We start from the raw sequence: 16,681 nt of genomic DNA, 5'->3' as shown, positions 1-16,681 counted from the left end.
TTAATACAGCGCGCTTGCCAGCTTCGTGCGCGCTTCAAGAACGCGCGGGTCATTACCTGCAAAAAGGCCAAAGAGCTCAAGTAGGCGTTCCCTGAGCTGGGCCTTCTCATCGCCGGCGGTAACCTTCATGGCCTCGATGAGGCGGTCGAAGGCCTTTTCTGGGGCACCTGCGACGACTTCGGCATCGGCGGCACGCATCTGCTTGTCGATGTCCCCCTTATCCCCATCCGCAGCAGCAATCGGGTCCTCGGTTTGGTTTGCCGGATCCAACCGCTTGAGAAGCTTCGTTGTGTCCCGCGCCTGCTTAATCTGCGTATTATCCGGTTCCGCTTCCAAGATGGATTCGTAGACCTTAATCGCGCCGTCGAAATCGCCGGAGTTCAGGAAGGATTCTGCCTCTTGCAGGCGAGGGTCGTCCTCTTCTTCCTCCTCCGCTGCGGCCGGTGCGGGCTCAAGCCCCTTAAGCTGCGGTCCGACGTTTTCTACCAAGCTATCCAGCCACTGCTTAAGGGCCTCCTTCGGTTGGGCTCCCTCGAAATTGGTCAGCGGTTGGCCTGCGCCAATGGCTACCACGGTAGGCAGGTTCTTCACGCCGAAGGCCTGCGCGACCTGTGGAGTGGCGTCCGCATCCACGTAGCCTACGAGGAAGCTAAGGTTTCCCGCCGCGGCTAATTCCTGCAGGTCCTGCTTCAGCTGGTCGGACTGGGTAGAGCGCGAGGTGCCAATGAGGACGACTACTGGAACCTCGGTGGAGCGGCGCACCACCTCGGTCTCGAAATTCGCCTCGGTGACGGTAAAAAATGGCTGGACTCCGTTAGACTGTGGCTGCTCTTGCGCCTGCTGGCGGGCTTCCGCACGCGCCTTGACCTGGCTGAGATCGAGGGCACCGCCTACATAAGCATTATTCGCAGAAGTCATTAATCCTCCTTAGCTAAACGACGATTCACGGCGTCTACTTTATCTGTCAATTGATTCGTCACGCCTTCGCGGATATCGGCCTTAATAACCAATGAGGTGCGCGGTGATACCGCACGCACGGCTTCGGTGGCTTTCTTAATAGTGCCGAAAACCTCGTCCCACTCGCCTTCTACAAGGGTAAACATGGCGTTGGTTTCATTGGGCAGGCCGGATTCCCGCACCACGCGGACCGCCTCCGCCACGGCATCAGCCATCTCGCCGGAGTCATTATCCACCACTGCGGGTGCTACTGAAAATGCAACAATCATGCCCGCAAGTCTACCTTCGCTCCCAGCAATGCCGGTGCCAATGGCGGCGGTCATCGCCCTGCCTGCCGGTATCGCGCGGCCAGGCGACGATGTGGGCAACCCCAGGCGGAATATTTTGGTTACACCCCGGGCAAAGATAGAACTTCTGCGCCCGCGCGGACCCGATGTGCCGCATGATATACGGCTCCCCGTGCGTCCAGCTGGGGCCCTCGACCGTCTGCGAGCCAAAGAAGGTGGAGCCGTCCTTGGGCAGTGGCCGGAATTCCTGTGGTTTTCGCCTATTTCGCCGTGGCATTAAAACAACCGCAATTCTTTCGACTCGAGTCCGCGCAGCTCCTGGTAATCCAAAACCACGCAGCGGATGCCGCGGTCTTCGGCAAGCGTTCGGGCCTGTGGTTTGATCTCTTGCGCCGCAAAGATGCCGGATACAGGCGCGATTAATTCATCGCGGTTCAATAGCTCAAGGTAGCGGGTTAATTGTTCTACTCCGTCGATGCCACCGCGGCGCTTGACCTCCACGGCAACGTTCCGGTTATCGGCATCTTTAGCCATAATGTCTACTGGGCCAATAGCCGTGGGATACTCGCGGCGCACGAGGGTGAAATTGGAGCCCAGGGTGTCGATCTTTTCGGCCAAAAGCTCCTGTAGGTGCGCCTCCACGCCGTCCTTTACCAGGCCTGGGTCTTCGCCCATCTCGTAGGAGATATCCTCGTGGATTTCCGCAATTGTAATGCGCAATTGCTCGCCCTTCGGATTTTCAACTAGCCACAACACCTCGCCGGTGTCATTGCCATCCACGTCCTCGATGACGGATTCACTCACCGTACACGGCGGCGTCATCCAATTGAGGGGCTTATACGCGCGGTCATCGGCATGCACCGATACCGAGCCATCTGCTTTGACGATGAGCAGGCGGTCCGCCAAGGGCAGGTGGGCGTCGAGCCGTCCCACGTAATCAACTGAACAACGGGCGATTACTAAGCGCATGGGTACTACCCTAGCCTGTTGCTATTGGCGCTTGGACTGCCGGGTGGCGCGTTCCCGCAACTGCTTGTAATCAAAGCGCTGTGGCCGCTTAGACGGCGCCGCCTCTACCCAGGCCTCGAAGGCCATGATTCCGCGGGCATCGGAAGCCAGCTCATATTCCGCGTCCCCGGTGCTAAAGTGCACCACCTCGGTGGCATCAGACATAAAAGAAGCCTCGTCATCATCCAAAGAACGAGAGTTCAAAATGGTGATGTCGAGGCGGTTAAACCACAGGTTATAGCGCGGGAATACGGAGCGCAGTTTGAAGTATTCAACAACTTCTCCGGTATAGCGCAGCACGCCATGGCGCCAAGAAAAGCTATCCTTTGCCGGCATTGAGCGCAACAACACCGCGGTTCCGCGCGAGCGCAGAGTAAAAAATCGCAGGGCTGCCAGCAAGACCACCAGCAGTACCACCAACGCTAAGGCCCACAGGACCACCGAGATAACCGTTGAATTCATGGGCTCCACACGCCATCCTTGGTTAGTGAAAGAACAATTATTTGGATTGTAGCGCCTGATTCCGCCTCCGCGCCAATAAGAAAAGGCAAAGAAAACGTGAAAAAGCGCACCGGATAAATTCCAGTGCGCTTTTCTGAGAGCAGGAAGGGCGGCTATTGCTGCCCTCTCCTACCAATCCAAGGTTTATTCAGCCTTTGCTGCGCGGCGAAGTGCACGCAATGCAGCCTCACCGCGGGACTTGGTGAGCTCATGAGCCGAAGAGGAATCCTCTTCCGCCTGGGCCTCATCCACCTCATCGGACCAGATGGCCCAATCAGCGAGGACGGTAATCTTGTCCTGGGTAACGGAGAGGAAGCCACCCTGGACGGCGGCAACGCGCCGCGCGCCATCAACTGGGTGGATGGTCACTACGCCATTGTCGATCAACTGACCGATCACAGGCTCGTGACCGGGAAGCACGCCGATCTCACCCTCGGTGGTCTCAGCCGTCACTATGGAGGCCTGACCAGACCACAATGAGCGCTCGACGGAAACCAATTCGGCGGTGATGTCAGCCATGTGCCTCTCCCTACTTCTCGTTCAACTTCTTGTATGCAGCTTCGACGTCGTCCAAGCCACCCAAGCCGTTGAAGGCCTGCTCTGGGTAGTGGTCAAACTCACCGTTGCAGATGCGCTCGAAGGCATCGATGGTATCCTGCAGCGGCACGTAGGAACCCTCCAGGCCGGTGAACTTCTGCGCGACGAAGAAGTTCTGGCCCAAGAAGCGCTCGATGCGGCGGGCACGCTGCACGGTCACCTTGTCTTCTTCAGACAGCTCGTCCATACCAAGGATGGCGATGATGTCCTGCAGTTCCTTGTTCTTCTGCAGAATACCGATGACGCGCTGTGCTACCTCGTAGTGCTTCTCGCCCACAATGCCTGGCTCGAGGATACGAGAGGTAGAGGTCAGCGGGTTCACTGCTGGGTAAATACCCTTGGAAGCAATGGCACGGTCCAGCTCGGTCGTCGCATCCAAGTGGGCGAAGGTCGTGGCTGGGGCCGGGTCAGTGTAGTCATCGGCAGGCACGTAAACGGCCTGCAGAGAGGTAATGGAACGACCCTTGGTGGAGGTAATGCGCTCCTGCAACACACCCATCTCATCAGCCAAGGTTGGCTGGTAACCCACGGCGGAAGGCATACGCCCCAGCAGGGTGGATACCTCGGAGCCGGCCTGGGTGAAACGGAAGATGTTGTCAATGAACAGCAGCACGTCCTGGTTTTGCACATCGCGGAAGTACTCCGCCATGGTCAGGCCGGACAGGGCCACGCGCATACGAACTCCTGGTGGCTCGTCCATCTGGCCGAAGACAAGTGCGGTATCTTGCAGAACGCCCATCTCTTCCATTTCCAGGAAGAGGTCGGTGCCCTCACGGGTGCGCTCGCCGACGCCGGCGAAGACCGACGTACCGGAGAACTCGCGGGCAATACGGGTAATCATTTCCTGAATCAGGACGGTCTTACCCACACCTGCACCACCGAAGAGGCCAATCTTGCCGCCCTTAACGTAAGGGGTCAGCAGGTCGATGACCTTAATGCCGGTCTCGAGGATCTCGGTCTTGCCCTCGAGCTGGTCGAACGCTGGTGGCTCGCGGTGGATGCCCCACTGCTCGCCATCGCGGCCGAGGCCCGGCTCGTCGAGGCAGTCACCGAGGGCGTTAAAGACGTGGCCCTTGACGACGTCGCCGACGGGAACGGAGATAGGCTCTCCGGAGTCGACTACCTCGGCGCCACGGACAAGGCCATCGGTAGGTGCCATGGACACGGTACGAACGAGGTTGTCACCGAGGTGCTGCGCGACCTCGAGGGTGACGGTCTTTGCCACAGCTTCGAGCTTAATCTCGACGTGGAGTGCGTTGTACAGGGCCGGAAGTGCCTCGCGTGGGAATTCCACGTCCACCACCGGACCGATGACGCGCACGACACGACCGGCGACTGCCGAAGACTGTGCATTCTGCTCTTGCAGAGCTGTAGTCATAATCTAGTCACTTTCTGCGCTGTCAGATAGCGCGCCAGCGCCACCGACGATCTCTGAAATTTCCTGGGTAATCTGCGCCTGACGGGCCTGGTTGGCCACGCGAGACAGGTCATTGACCATCTCGGTTGCATTGTCAGTAGCAGATTTCATAGCTGTACGGCGTGCAGCGGACTCGGAAGCCGAAGCCTCCAAGAACATAGCAAACAGGATACGCGAGACGTACTGCGGAAGCAGCGCTTCCATCAGGGTATCCGCGTCCGGTTCGAACTCGAAGTCCGCGGAAATGTTTTCCGTCGGCTCCGGATCCTCCAGTGCGGAGTCACCCATCTCGTACTCCTCGCCCTGCACTACCGGCTCAACAGGCAAAAGCTGCTGCGCACGCGCGGTTTGAGTCAACATGGACTCAAACTCGGTGTAGACCACGTGCACCTGGTCGAAGCCGGTAACACCTGCGCCTTCACCTTCCGCGTGCAAGCCCTCGCGGCCCTTGGTAGTGCCCTTCGAACCAGCAACGAAGCCATCGATCATGTGGCGACGCACATCGTGGGTGCCCTCCCAGGTTGGATCCTGAGAGAAACCATCCCAGCTGCCCGCTACCTCTTCCTCGCGGAAGTTGTAGTGGCTGATGCCCTTGCTGCCGGTGACGTAGCGAACTACCTCGTAGCCTTTGCTTTCGAGGAGGGCCTTGAGCTGGGCTGCCTTCTTGAAGACGTTGTTGTTGTAGCCACCGCACATGCCTCGATCAGAGGTGATTACGAGAATCGCGGCGACGTTGCCGTCTTCACGCTCGCGCAGCATAGGGTGCTCTAACGTCGACGCTGCAGCCAACCTGTTCATAACATTGGTCAGCTCAGTCGCGTACGGCTGAGAGGCTTCCACCCGAGCCTGCGCTTTGGTAATGCGCGAGGTAGCAATGAGCTCCTGGGCTTTAGTGATCTTCTTAGTCGAGTTCACGGACCGGATGCGGTCGCGCAATTCGCGAAGATTAGCCATCGTTTCTCCTCCCTTCTTTCATATAGACGGTTAATTGCGAGAGCTGAACTCTACTTAGCCGTCTTCCGGGAGACGTTGAGCTCGGTGCTTTTCACGTCATTTTCGTCCAAAGGATCTACAGGCTCTTCGGTGCCCAAGTTGTGGCCCTCGGAGGTGCGGAACGTAGGAGCGAACTCCTTGGCTGCAGCCTCGAGTGCTTCCTTGGACTCATCGCTCAGCGCCTTGCCGCCGGCGATCTGCTCAAAGACCTCCGGAGTATTGGCGTTGAGGTACTCGTGCACCTCGGCCTCGAAGCGGCGAACGTCTTCGACGGGAACGACGTCGAAGATGCCTGCCTCGGCGAGGTAGATGGATACCATCTGGTATTCCACCGGCTGCGGCGAGGACTCGGACTGCTTCAGCAGCTCGACCAAGCGGGAGCCGCGCTCCAGCTGTGCCTTGGAGGCAGCGTCCAGGTCGGATGCGAAGGCAGCGAATGCCTGCAGGTCGCGGTATGCAGCAAGGTCAAGACGGAGGTTACCGGCAACCTTCTTCATACCCTTGGTCTGTGCCGCACCACCAACACGGGAGACGGACACACCGACGTTAATAGCCGGGCGCACACCCTGGTTGAACAGGTCGGACTCCAAGAAGACCTGACCGTCAGTAATGGAAATGACGTTGGTCGGAATGAAGGCACTGACGTCGTTCGCCTTCGTTTCGATGATGGGCAGTGCGGTCATAGAGCCGGCACCCATGTCATCGGAAAGCTTGGCAGCGCGCTCCAGCAAACGGGAGTGCAGGTAGAAGACGTCACCTGGGTAGGCCTCACGTCCCGGCGGGCGGCGCAGCAACAGCGAAATTGCGCGATAAGCCTCAGCCTGCTTGGTCAAGTCATCGTAGATGACCAGGACGTGGTTGCCCTGGTACATCCACTGCTGACCCAATGCAGCGCCGGAGAATGGTGCCAGCCACTTGTAGCCGGCGGAATCAGAAGCCGGGGCCGCCACGATGGTGGTGTAATCCAGCGCGCCATGCTCCTCAAGAGTGCGGCGCACGCTGGCGATGGTCGAGCCCTTCTGGCCGATGGCGACGTAAATACAACGGACCTGCTTGTCCTTGTCGCCGGACTCCCAGTTGGCCTTCTGGTTCAAAATGGTATCGATGGTAACCGCAGTCTTACCGGTCTTACGGTCACCAATGATCAGCTGACGCTGACCACGGCCGATCGGGGTCATCGCATCGATAGCCTTGATGCCGGTCTGCATTGGCTCTTCAACCGGCTGGCGCTGCAGCACCGAAGGTGCCTGCAACTCGAGGACGCGCTCCTCTTCGCTTTCGATTGGGCCCAAGCCGTCAATGGGCTGGCCCAGTGGGTTAATAACGCGGCCGAGGAAGTCCTCGCCCACGGGGATGGAAAGGACCTCTCCGGTCCTCTTAACCTCGTCGCCCTCCTTGAGGGACTCGTAGTTACCCAGGACCACGACACCGATGGAGTTGGTGTCAAGGTTCTGTGCGACGCCAATTACGCCGCCGGGGAACTCGAGCAGCTCATTCGCCATAACGGATGGCAGGCCAGAAACCTGCGCAATACCGTCAGCTGCCGAAATGACCACGCCGACCTCCTCACGGGAGGCCTCCGCGGAGTAGCTCGAGGTGTAGTTCGCAATCGCACTACGGATCTCGTCGGAGGAGATCGTCAGCTCCGCCATGTTCTTCCTGCTCTCGGTAGTATCTTCCAGCACTTACTTAAATCGTTTCTGTCGTTTCGGCTACACCATCTGGGCACGGAAGCGGGCAATCTTGCCTGCCGTCGAGCCGTCAATGATTTCATCGCCGACGCGGATGCGCATGCCACCGAGGAGGCTGGTGTCAACCTCAGAGTGAATGGACATCGCACGACCATAAATTTTGCCCAGCTTCTCAGCGAGTACTGCCTGCTGGCCTTCATTCAATTCACCCGCAGCGACAACGCGCGCGATGGTGCGATCCTGCAGGGCTGCTGCAGTATCGGCCAATCCGGCTACGTCATCAATCGGGTTCTGCTCTGGGCGGCTGATGGCCTGCAGCGCGAGCGCCTCAGTAAACATCGTCACCTTGCCGTAGAGCACGTTTGCCAGCAATCCGCGCTTGCGTGCGGATTCAGCAGTTCGATCGGAAAGCAGCTGGGTAAGCTCGCCCTCGCGGTCCAGAATCTGGGCCAAGCGGAAAAGCTCGTCTTCGACCTGGCCCAATTGGCCCTGCGCCTCGGCTGCGCGCAGCAATGCGCGGCGGCCCAAGGATACAAGCCCGTTGACGAAGTCCTTCGGCGAAGACCATTGGTTCGCCGCAGCTTCCTGCAGGATGCTCAGTGCACCGGCAGAAATCTTGGAGCCAAAGAGATTCTCGGCCAAGGACTTGCGTGCTTCAGCCGGGGCTGCAACGTCGATGAAGGACACGCGCAATTCGCGGTCCCCATCCAAAACGTCGGCGACCTCAAAGATATCCAGGCCCGCTTGGACTGCACTAGCGACGTTCTTATCGCCAGCGAGGATTTCATCCACACGGGATTGTGAGTTCGCGAGTGCTTCGCGGCTAGCTGCCTTCATAGTTGCCTACTTTCCGGCCGGTGCCACAGAGTCGAGCTCGGACAAAAAGCCATCGATGGTAGAGGACTTCTTGGAGGCGTCAGAAAGCTCGCCGCCCAGAATCTTTTCTGCCAAGTTGATGGAGTTCTGTCCCATTTCGGAACGCAGCTCAGTAACAACCTGCGCACGAGAAGCTTCCAACTGCTTTTCGCCATTGGCGACGATGCGGCGGGATTCCTCTTCCGCTTGGCTCTTCGCGTCAGCCTCGATCTGCTTGCCGCGCTCGCGCGCCTGCTCGCGGATCTCGGCTGCCTCTGCGCGGGCATCAGCCAGCTGAGCATTGTACTTTTCTAGAGCAGCCTTGGCCTCGGCCTGCTGGGCCTCAGCGCGCTTCATGCCGCCCTCAATCCGGTCTTCACGCTCTTCGAGCAACTTGGTGTAACGAGGAAGCACGAACTTCCAGAACAACCAGAGAATTACGATGAAGCACAGCAAAGACCAGAAAATGTCATAGTTCTTGGGCAGAAGAACGGAGAAGCTACCCGAACCTGGGTTCTCCTCGCCCTCTGCTGCAAGCATATAAACGACGTTATTCATAGGTCTCCCGTCTTAAAAGTTTCGGTTTGGAAAACTCGTACTTTTAGAACAGGAAGCCGGCAACCAGGCCGATAAGGGCCAGGGCCTCGGTGAAGGCGATACCCAGGAACATGGTGGTACGCAGCTGGCCGGCCATCTCCGGCTGGCGAGCCATAGCCTCAACGGTCTTGCCGGCAACGATGCCGATACCGATACCTGGGCCGATAGCAGCCAGGCCGTAGCCGATGGTGCCGAAGCCTTCGAACGTCGTAGCAGCATCCTGTGCCAGAATGATTTCGTTCATGGTGAAAGTCGTTCCCTTTCGTAAAAATCTTCAGTCCGAACCGGACCGAATGTCAGTGTTGTGTAATTAGGTGGATTACTCGGTCGCGCTCGTCGACCTCGTCCTTAGTGCGAATCAGCGTGCAAGGACAACTCGATGTACACCGCCGTCAACAAAGCGAAGATGTACGCCTGCAAGAAGATAACCAGAATCTCGAACAGGCTCATAGCCAAGCCCAAGACCACGGTTAGCCCAGACAGGACGGTCCAACCATTTAGCTGCCAGAAGAAGAAGTTCGTAGCAGAGAAGAGAAGAACCAGGATGATGTGTCCAGCAAGGAAGTTCGCCATGAGACGAATTGCAAGGGTAACCGGTCGCAGAATGAACGTAGAGAAGAACTCAATCGGTACCACCAAGAGGTGCAATGCCGGTGGCAAGTTCGGAATCACTACGGAGGAGCGAATGAACTTACCAAAGCCGTAACGCTTGGCGCCGGCGTAAATCATGACGATGTACGAAACGGCTGCCAACACAATTGGCATACCAATACGACCGTTGGGCGAGACGTTAAGTCCCGGAATAACGGTCGCGACGTTCATAAACAGAACCGCGAAGAAGATGCTAGCGATAATTGGCAGGAATCGCTTTCCCTCCTTCTTACCCAAAATGTCCTCGGCGATGTGGACGCGGACGAAGTCGACCGCGTTCTCGCCCACATTCTGAATGCCAGAAGGAACCAACTTAGGGTTCTTAAAGGCAGCCCAGAAAAGGATCACCACAATTAGCGTCATCAAAATGCGAATCAGCATCAGGCGATCAAGCGCGAACCATCCGTCGGCGAAGTCACCGAAAAACAGATGGTCGGCATCAATTTGCCCCGGGAAGAATTCTTCACCTAGATCGGGCGTATGGAAGTGCCCTTTCATAGCCAATGTTGTAACGCTCAGCGTTCTCTCCCGTGTTCGGGCCACACAGCCAATAGCTGGCTTCTGTGGTGCGATGGACGTCTCAAACTCTCTGCCTTGAACACGGACTCCGTCGCACATCAGCGTGAACAAGACAGGGATTTACCGTGCAGGATAAAAGCGCAACACTTAACCCCGCGGTAACCCGAAGCAAATCGTATCAGCTGGATCGACAGTTTTCGCACGTGGGGGCCCCATAAGCCACACCCGATACCGCCATATCCGTCTTTTGGCAGACAAAACCGCGCTATTCCTGCCTAATTCACAAACGTGCATTTGATCACACCCCCAAGCCAACACACCTCCTCGGGGGTGGCGGCCTGCCATTAATGCCAGCATGCAGGCATAAAAAGGCCGCCGCGCACCACCCCAGTGCGCGACGGCTAAGCCCTAATGTGGGCGCGGGTTAGGACACGTAGGTGACCCGAGAGGTAACCACGGCCCAGACTTCGGAGCCTAAGGTAACGATGAGTGCGACGACGACAGTAAGAAAAAGCGCCCAGGTGTCATAGAAATCCATGTCCCGGATAATGGCCAGCACGCCGATAAGCACGATCAGCTTGATAAGCCAGCCGCCCAATACCACCGCGATGGTGGTTGAGGGCGTCGAGTTCGCGGTAAAAAGGACCGATAAAGCGGTAAACAAGACAAAGCCGCCGCCGAGGGCAGCGCCGACGATAACGCCCCAGAGCCCGGCGACACCTTGTGCCCCGCCCCAGACGGCGAGGGAAATGATGGTAAAGATGCCGAGGGCGGTAGCCCCCTTCTTTACGGCGCGCTGCAGCGGCACGCGCGGGTCATCGAAATTAACATTTTCCGTTGTGTCACTCACGGACATTCACCCTACATCACGCGCTCGGAGAGTCATGCAATACGCAATCATCCGATGACCGGAGGCCAATCTTGCCCTGCCGCAGTGGGATCAAGGTCGCACCAAAGGCAACCAATAATGCCGTGATGGACAGGCCGATCGCTACTGGAGCCGGCACGATGGAAAAAGACACCGCACCGAAGGCCACCGCGGATACCCAGAGGTACAACACGAGCACAGTGCGCCGGTGCGTATGCCCCAACGACAACAAGCGATGGTGGATATGCGCCTTATCCGCAGAAAATGGCGAACGGCCCTGAGACAGGCGACGAATAACCGCCCAGACAAGGTCTAGGACTGGAATAAACACCGCTGCGATCACCACGAGGATGGGTGACATAAGCGCCACCATGTCCACGGTGCCGTAGAGCGACATATTGATCTTGCCCGAGGCCGAAGTAGAAGCCGCGGCGAGCAAGAGCCCGATGAGCATGGAGCCGGAATCGCCCATAAAGATTCGCGAGGGTTCAAAGTTATGGGGCAAAAAGCCCGCACACATCCCCACCAACGCAGCGCTGATGATAGCGGGTGGATACGCCGATACCGCCCCGCCCTGGTCATGCAGAACGGTGAGCGAAAAGACCAAGATGGCGCCACCGGCGATAAGCCCAAGTCCTGCTGCGAGGCCATCGAGGCCGTCGACGAAGTTGATGGCATTGATAAGGAGCACGGTGAAAAACGCGGTAAGCAGGGTGCTTTGAATCTGGTCGAGCACTACCGTGGTCCCGCCACCGAAGGGGATGAAAAGCAACGTCCACGTCAGGCCCAGGCCACTCATGAGCGCGGCGGCAAAGAGCTGCCCAAAAAGCTTGATGAGGGCGCCGAGCTCTAGGTAGTCATCGGCAACGCCAACAAGCACGATGGCCAGCGCCGCCCACATCACCGCGCTCATTTCCGGGGTGACGGGCATGAACCCGCGAGTCAAGGCTGGAAGCTGGGCTGCGAGGAATATCGCCGCGCCGAAGCCGGTAAACATGGCGAGCCCGCCCATGCGGGGCGTGGGCTGAGAGTGGGAATCGCGCAGGCGAATTTCTGCCACCCGGCCTGTGCGGACCAAAAAGGATCGCACCACGCCGGTGGTCAGGTAGGTAAATGTCGCTGCAACGAGGATGACCAAGGCCAACTCGCGCAGCGGTACGCCAGTGCCGCTCACGCGAAATGCTCCTTCTATCCTTGGGGCCGGGTGCGCAACGAGTCAGCCGAGACGCCGAGGACCTCACCGATCTCCTCTGCGGATAATGCACCCTCCCGCAGCAGGTATGGATGGTCACCGGCGAGGTCAATGATGGTCGAGGGCTTGCCGATGTCCGTTTCTCCCCCGTCCAAATACACGGTGACGGCCTTGCCCAGTTGAGCCTTGGCCATTTGCGCGGTCGTCGGCGGTTGGTGTCCAGAAATATTGGCAGAAGAGACCGCCATCGGCCCCACCTCGCGCAAAAGCTCGATGGCAATCGGGTGAAGGGGCATCCGCAGCATGACGGTACCGCGGGTATCACCTAAGTTCCACGGCAGGGACGGGGCCTGCGGCACGACGATGGATAGTCCGCCTGGCCAAAAGGCTTCAACGAGGTCACGGGTGGAATCGGGATACGAGGCGACGAGGCCGCGAACGGTGTTCCAGGAGCCGACGAGCACGGGAACCGGCATATCCGGCCCACGCTGCTTAGTGGCAAGTAGATTGGCTACCGCGTCATTATCGAAGGCATCGCAGCCCAAACCGTACAGCGTATCGGTGGGCATGACCACGAGCCGCCCAGACTTGGCGGCCTTGGTGGCGATGCTCACGCCTTCCTCACGCTCGGTGTCATCGGCGCAATTATAAATTTTTCCTTGCATCAATTATCCCCTTCTTGCCCGACGGTGATGCCTTAGTCTACCGCGCGCTGTGCGGTAATAAAGCGCGGCGTGCCTGTTAAGTCCTTAAGCGGAGCGATATGGGAAAAGCCGCCGTGGTCACCCACCGCATCGCGCACGGCATCGCCAGTCGTATCGTCGTGTTCAATCGCCATGACCCCACCGGGCCGCAATAGCCTGGCGATGGTGGGAATCAACCCGCGGATTACTCCCATGCCGTCATCGCCGCCGAAGACGGCCACGTGCGGATCGTGATATACCTCCGGTTGCAGGTTCGGATCTTCCGGAACGTATGGCGGGTTGCTCACCACGAGATCGACCGTGCCATCCCAGTCCGCCAGAGTCTGGCTGTCGGTCGCGTCCGCCTGCACCACCTCTATCCCGGTGCCGAGAGTATTGGCGCGGGTGAACTCGAGGGCGGCATCGGAAAGCTCTACTGCCTTAACCTCCGCCTGTGGTACGTAATGCTGCAGGTAGAGCGCCAGCGCGCCCGAGCCCGAGCACAAATCCACCATGCGCGGGCCGGGGGCGTGGTGGACCGCCCAGTCCGCCATCACCTCCGTTTCCGGGCGCGGGATGAATACGCCTGGGCCCACCTTCAATTCCAAGGGCCCAAACCACGCCGTACCCAGCACGTATTGCAGCGGCTCGCGCTGTTCCCGCCTGCGCAATAGCGCCTGGAAGGCTATGTCAAAGCCGGGCATGGGCGGCTCATGCAGCGGAATATCCAAATGCCCACAGTGAATGAGGTGGGAGATGAGGATCCGCGTATCCCACTCGGGGCTTCCTACTCCAGCAACGCGAAGGCGCTGCACCCCATGGCGCAGCGCCTCACCGTACGATTTCATCGACCGCGATTACCCCTCGGCCTCAAGGCGCTCGGCGCGCTCTTGGTCCTGCAGGGCCTTGATGAGATCCTGCATATCGCCGTTCAACACGGAATCCAGGTTATTGGCCTTGTAGCCAATGCGGTGATCCGTGATGCGGTTTTCGGGCCAGTTGTAGGTGCGCACGCGCTCGGAGCGGTCCATGGTGCGCACCTGGGAGGCGCGCTGCTCGCCAGCCTCGGCCTCGCGGGCCTCGCGTTCCATCTGGTCCAGGCGGGCCTGCAGCACCTGCAGGGCGCGGGCCTTGTTCTGGATCTGCGAACGTTCCTTCTGGCAGGTAACGATGAGCCCCGTGGGCAGGTGGGTAATGCGCACCGCGGAGTCGGTGGTGTTCACACCCTGACCACCCTTACCGGAGGAGCGGTACACATCGACGCGGATATCCTTGTCATCGATATTGACCGATTCCACCTCTTCCGGCTCTGGGTACACCAGCACGCCAGCGGCAGAAGTCTGAATGCGGCCCTGCGATTCCGTGACCGGCACGCGCTGCACGCGGTGCACGCCGCCTTCAAACTTGAAGACGGACCACGCGCCATCGCGCGTCGGAGACTTAGCGCGGAAGGAAATGGTCATGTCCTTCACGCCGCCCAAATCGGACTCGTTAAGGCCCAAGACCTCCCACTTAAAGTCGATCTTATCGGCAAAACGCTCATACATGCGGGCCAAGTCGCCGGCAAAGAGCGCGGCCTCTTCACCGCCGGCGCCGGCCTTGATCTCCATGATGATGTCTTCCGAGTCCTGCTCATCGCGCGGGGCGAGCAGGTCTGCCAGCTTTTCTTCCAGCTCTTCCACGGACGCTGCTAGGCGGTCCGCTTCTTCCTGGAAGTCGTGGTCTTCATAAGCCATCTCCTTGGCGTCCGCGAGATCCTCGCGCGCCTGGGTCAGCTCCTCGTTGACCTTGATGATGGGGCGCAGCTCCGCGTACCGCTTGGATAGCTTGCGAAAAGCCTGCTGATCGCCGGCGATTTCTGGGTCACCCATCTGCATTTCAATACCCTGGTATTCCGACACAATGTCATCAACCATGGAAACTTGATTAGACATAGTCTTCCTCGTCCTTATCCGCAGCCATTGGTGCAGAAGAAGCCACCTGCATGAGGAACTCGCCATTCGAGCGGGTCTTCTTAAGCTGCTTGATCAACAGGTCAATTGCCTGGTGGGAATCCAGGGCCGACAGGATGCGGCGCAGTTTGGTCATAATGCGCGCCTCCTCAGGCACCAGCAGGAGCTCGTCCTTGCGGGTACCAGAGGGGTTGACATCCACCGCCGGGAATACGCGGCGTTCCGAGATCCCGCGGTCCAGCTTCAGCTCTGCGTTGCCCGTACCCTTGAATTCCTCGAAGATGACGGTATCGCCAGTAGAACCGGTCTCCACCATCGCGGTGGCGATGATGGTCAGCGAACCGCCCTCTTCGATATTGCGGGCAGCGCCCAAGAAGCGCTTTGGCGGGTAGAGCGCATTGGAGTCCACACCACCGGACAGGATGCGGCCCGATGCCGGGGAGGAGTTGTTGTAGGCGCGGCCCAGGCGAGTAATGGAATCCAGCAGCACCACGACGTCCTTGCCCTGCTCCACCAAGCGCTTGGCGCGCTCGATGGCCAGCTCGGAGACGGAGGTGTGCTCTGAGGGCGGGCGGTCAAAGGTGGAAGAAATGACCTCGCCCTTCACCGAGCGCTGCATATCCGTGACCTCTTCGGGGCGCTCATCCACCAGCACGACCATGAGGTAGCACTCGGGGTTATTGGTGGCAATCGCATTCGCGATATTTTGCAAAATCGTGGTCTTACCGGCCTTCGGCGGCGAGACGATGAGCGCGCGCTGGCCCTTACCAATCGGCATGATCAGGTCGATGACGCGGGTGGTCAGGATCTTCGGATCCGTTTCCAAGCGCAGTCGCTGGTTGGGATACAGCGGTGTCAGCTTATTAAAGTGCGGGCGCTGCTTAGCCTCTTCAGGATCGATCCCATTGACGGTATCGACCTGCACCAACTGGTTGTACTTGCGGCGGTTGCGGCCATTGCCGTGGGTGTGGGTAGGCCCAGCCACCTTGACCTGACCGGTAATAGCATCACCAGAGCGCAAGCCCAGCCGGCGCACGATGTTTTTATTAACAAAGACATCCGCGTCGCCCGCGCGGTACCCAGTGGTGCGCAGGAAGGCGACGTTATTGTCTACGACATCCAAGATGCCGCCGACTGCCTGTAGCTCATCGCCCTCGCGCACCTGCAGGTCATTGCCGCCGCCGTGGTTATCATTATTGCCCCGGCCACCCCGGCGGTTCCGGCGGTTGCGGCGGCCACGGCGGTTGCCGCGGTCAAAATTATTATCGTCATTGCGATTATTACGGTGATTATTATCGCCGTTCTTCTCGCCCTGCTTGTCTCTCTGGTTATCGGAGCCATCCTGGGAGTCATCGCGGCGATCCTGGTGACGATTCTGGTTCTGTCCCTCGCCCCGGTTGTTGTCACTCCGGTTATTCTCGCCGCGGTTATTATCGTCCTGCTCTTGACGCTCCTGGCGGCGGGCGCGGTTGCGGCGGGCACGACGGGCCTGCGACCGCGATTCATAGCGTTGGTCGTCGCCGTTGTCCTTGCGGTCTTTGTCGCGATTGTCCTGCTGGTCGCTGGACTTGCCGTTATCGCTCTCGCCGCGATCGTCTTTCTTAGACGGCTTATCTTTCTGCTTGGCAGGCGCCGCATCCTTAGCGGGTTTCTCGGCCTTCTCGGCCTTTTCTGCCTGCTCTATTTTTGCCTTCGCCTTTGGGGGAACCTGACCGGTCTTAATAGCGGTGATGAGATCCCCTTTGCGCAGGGCAGAGACGCCGCGAAGGCCGCGCTCAGCGGCCATTTTGCGCAATTCCGGCAGCTTCAGGGATGCGAGATCCTGTGCCGCGGTGTTGTCCGTATCGCTCACGGATATCCTTTCGTTGCTTGACCAGGTCCATAGTTGGGATCCGCCCTCCCCCATTTCGGGG

Annotated in this window: 19 protein-coding genes; all 19 read right to left on the bottom strand. The window is 59.0% G+C overall.

The features are described 5' to 3' along the window. A complete protein-coding gene (locus ACLI1Q_RS05495; protein ID WP_239267747.1) occupies positions 1-918 on the bottom strand; it encodes a tetratricopeptide repeat protein in 918 nt (305 codons plus the stop codon). Continuing rightward, positions 918-1,226: an MTH1187 family thiamine-binding protein gene (locus ACLI1Q_RS05490; RefSeq protein ID WP_034653892.1), complete on the bottom strand. Its 309-nt coding sequence runs from the start codon at positions 1,224-1,226 to the stop codon at positions 918-920. The genes ACLI1Q_RS05495 and ACLI1Q_RS05490 overlap by 1 nt, the downstream gene beginning before the upstream one ends. Positions 1,227-1,236: 10 nt before the next feature. Beyond that, positions 1,237-1,521: a hypothetical protein gene (locus ACLI1Q_RS05485; protein WP_239267748.1), complete on the bottom strand. Its 285-nt coding sequence runs from the start codon at positions 1,519-1,521 to the stop codon at positions 1,237-1,239. Beyond that, positions 1,521-2,213, bottom strand: a complete 693-nt coding sequence (gene nucS, locus ACLI1Q_RS05480) for an endonuclease NucS (RefSeq protein ID WP_005280206.1) — start codon at positions 2,211-2,213, stop codon at positions 1,521-1,523. Before nucS ends, ACLI1Q_RS05485 begins: the two co-directional genes overlap by 1 nt. 21 nt (positions 2,214-2,234) lie before the next feature. Continuing rightward, on the bottom strand, positions 2,235-2,714 hold the full coding sequence (locus tag ACLI1Q_RS05475) for a DUF2550 domain-containing protein (protein WP_411697131.1): 480 nt from the start codon (positions 2,712-2,714) through the stop codon (positions 2,235-2,237). Between the two features lie 183 nt (positions 2,715-2,897). Further along, on the bottom strand, positions 2,898-3,272 hold the full coding sequence (locus tag ACLI1Q_RS05470; protein WP_005280202.1) for a F0F1 ATP synthase subunit epsilon: 375 nt from the start codon (positions 3,270-3,272) through the stop codon (positions 2,898-2,900). 10 nt (positions 3,273-3,282) lie between these two features. Continuing rightward, positions 3,283-4,728: a F0F1 ATP synthase subunit beta gene (gene atpD / locus ACLI1Q_RS05465; RefSeq protein WP_005280201.1), complete on the bottom strand. Its 1,446-nt coding sequence runs from the start codon at positions 4,726-4,728 to the stop codon at positions 3,283-3,285. Positions 4,729-4,731: 3 nt separating this feature from the next. Next, positions 4,732-5,721, bottom strand: coding sequence for a F0F1 ATP synthase subunit gamma (locus tag ACLI1Q_RS05460; RefSeq protein ID WP_239267750.1), 990 nt, complete (start codon positions 5,719-5,721; stop codon positions 4,732-4,734). A gap of 50 nt (positions 5,722-5,771) precedes the next feature. Beyond that, the gene (gene atpA / locus ACLI1Q_RS05455; protein WP_023017789.1) at positions 5,772-7,412 is read right to left on the bottom strand and encodes a F0F1 ATP synthase subunit alpha; all 1,641 of its coding nucleotides are present in this window, start codon (positions 7,410-7,412) and stop codon (positions 5,772-5,774) included. 60 nt (positions 7,413-7,472) lie between these two features. Beyond that, the gene (locus ACLI1Q_RS05450; protein ID WP_239267752.1) at positions 7,473-8,288 is read right to left on the bottom strand and encodes a F0F1 ATP synthase subunit delta; all 816 of its coding nucleotides are present in this window, start codon (positions 8,286-8,288) and stop codon (positions 7,473-7,475) included. Between the two features lie 6 nt (positions 8,289-8,294). Next, positions 8,295-8,864, bottom strand: coding sequence for a F0F1 ATP synthase subunit B (locus tag ACLI1Q_RS05445; protein ID WP_005280197.1), 570 nt, complete (start codon positions 8,862-8,864; stop codon positions 8,295-8,297). A gap of 43 nt (positions 8,865-8,907) precedes the next feature. After that, on the bottom strand, positions 8,908-9,147 hold the full coding sequence (locus ACLI1Q_RS05440; protein ID WP_005280196.1) for an ATP synthase F0 subunit C: 240 nt from the start codon (positions 9,145-9,147) through the stop codon (positions 8,908-8,910). 104 nt (positions 9,148-9,251) lie between these two features. Next, entirely contained in the window at positions 9,252-10,052 is an 801-nt protein-coding gene (gene atpB, locus ACLI1Q_RS05435) for a F0F1 ATP synthase subunit A (protein ID WP_005280195.1), read from the bottom strand. A 445-nt stretch (positions 10,053-10,497) separates the two neighbouring features. Beyond that, positions 10,498-10,929 carry a hypothetical protein gene (locus ACLI1Q_RS05430; RefSeq protein ID WP_239267753.1) on the bottom strand — a complete coding sequence of 144 codons (432 nt, stop codon included), beginning with the start codon at positions 10,927-10,929 and terminating at the stop codon, positions 10,498-10,500. 10 nt (positions 10,930-10,939) lie between these two features. Then, positions 10,940-12,115 carry an MraY family glycosyltransferase gene (locus ACLI1Q_RS05425; RefSeq protein WP_239267754.1) on the bottom strand — a complete coding sequence of 392 codons (1,176 nt, stop codon included), beginning with the start codon at positions 12,113-12,115 and terminating at the stop codon, positions 10,940-10,942. Between the two features lie 14 nt (positions 12,116-12,129). After that, the gene (locus ACLI1Q_RS05420; RefSeq protein ID WP_239267756.1) at positions 12,130-12,798 is read right to left on the bottom strand and encodes an L-threonylcarbamoyladenylate synthase; all 669 of its coding nucleotides are present in this window, start codon (positions 12,796-12,798) and stop codon (positions 12,130-12,132) included. 32 nt (positions 12,799-12,830) lie between these two features. Continuing rightward, on the bottom strand, positions 12,831-13,664 hold the full coding sequence (gene prmC, locus ACLI1Q_RS05415; RefSeq protein WP_239267758.1) for a peptide chain release factor N(5)-glutamine methyltransferase: 834 nt from the start codon (positions 13,662-13,664) through the stop codon (positions 12,831-12,833). A gap of 9 nt (positions 13,665-13,673) precedes the next feature. Continuing rightward, entirely contained in the window at positions 13,674-14,750 is a 1,077-nt protein-coding gene (prfA, locus tag ACLI1Q_RS05410) for a peptide chain release factor 1 (RefSeq protein ID WP_005282411.1), read from the bottom strand. Further along, the gene (gene rho / locus ACLI1Q_RS05405) at positions 14,743-16,620 is read right to left on the bottom strand and encodes a transcription termination factor Rho (RefSeq protein WP_239267760.1); all 1,878 of its coding nucleotides are present in this window, start codon (positions 16,618-16,620) and stop codon (positions 14,743-14,745) included. Before rho ends, prfA begins: the two co-directional genes overlap by 8 nt. Between the last annotated feature and the right edge of the window lie 61 nt (positions 16,621-16,681).

Source organism: Corynebacterium limaceinasi, from assembly GCF_046717465.1.
Classification (GTDB): Bacteria; Actinomycetota; Actinomycetes; order Mycobacteriales; family Mycobacteriaceae; genus Corynebacterium.
This window is presented reverse-complemented; position numbering and strand designations above follow the sequence as displayed.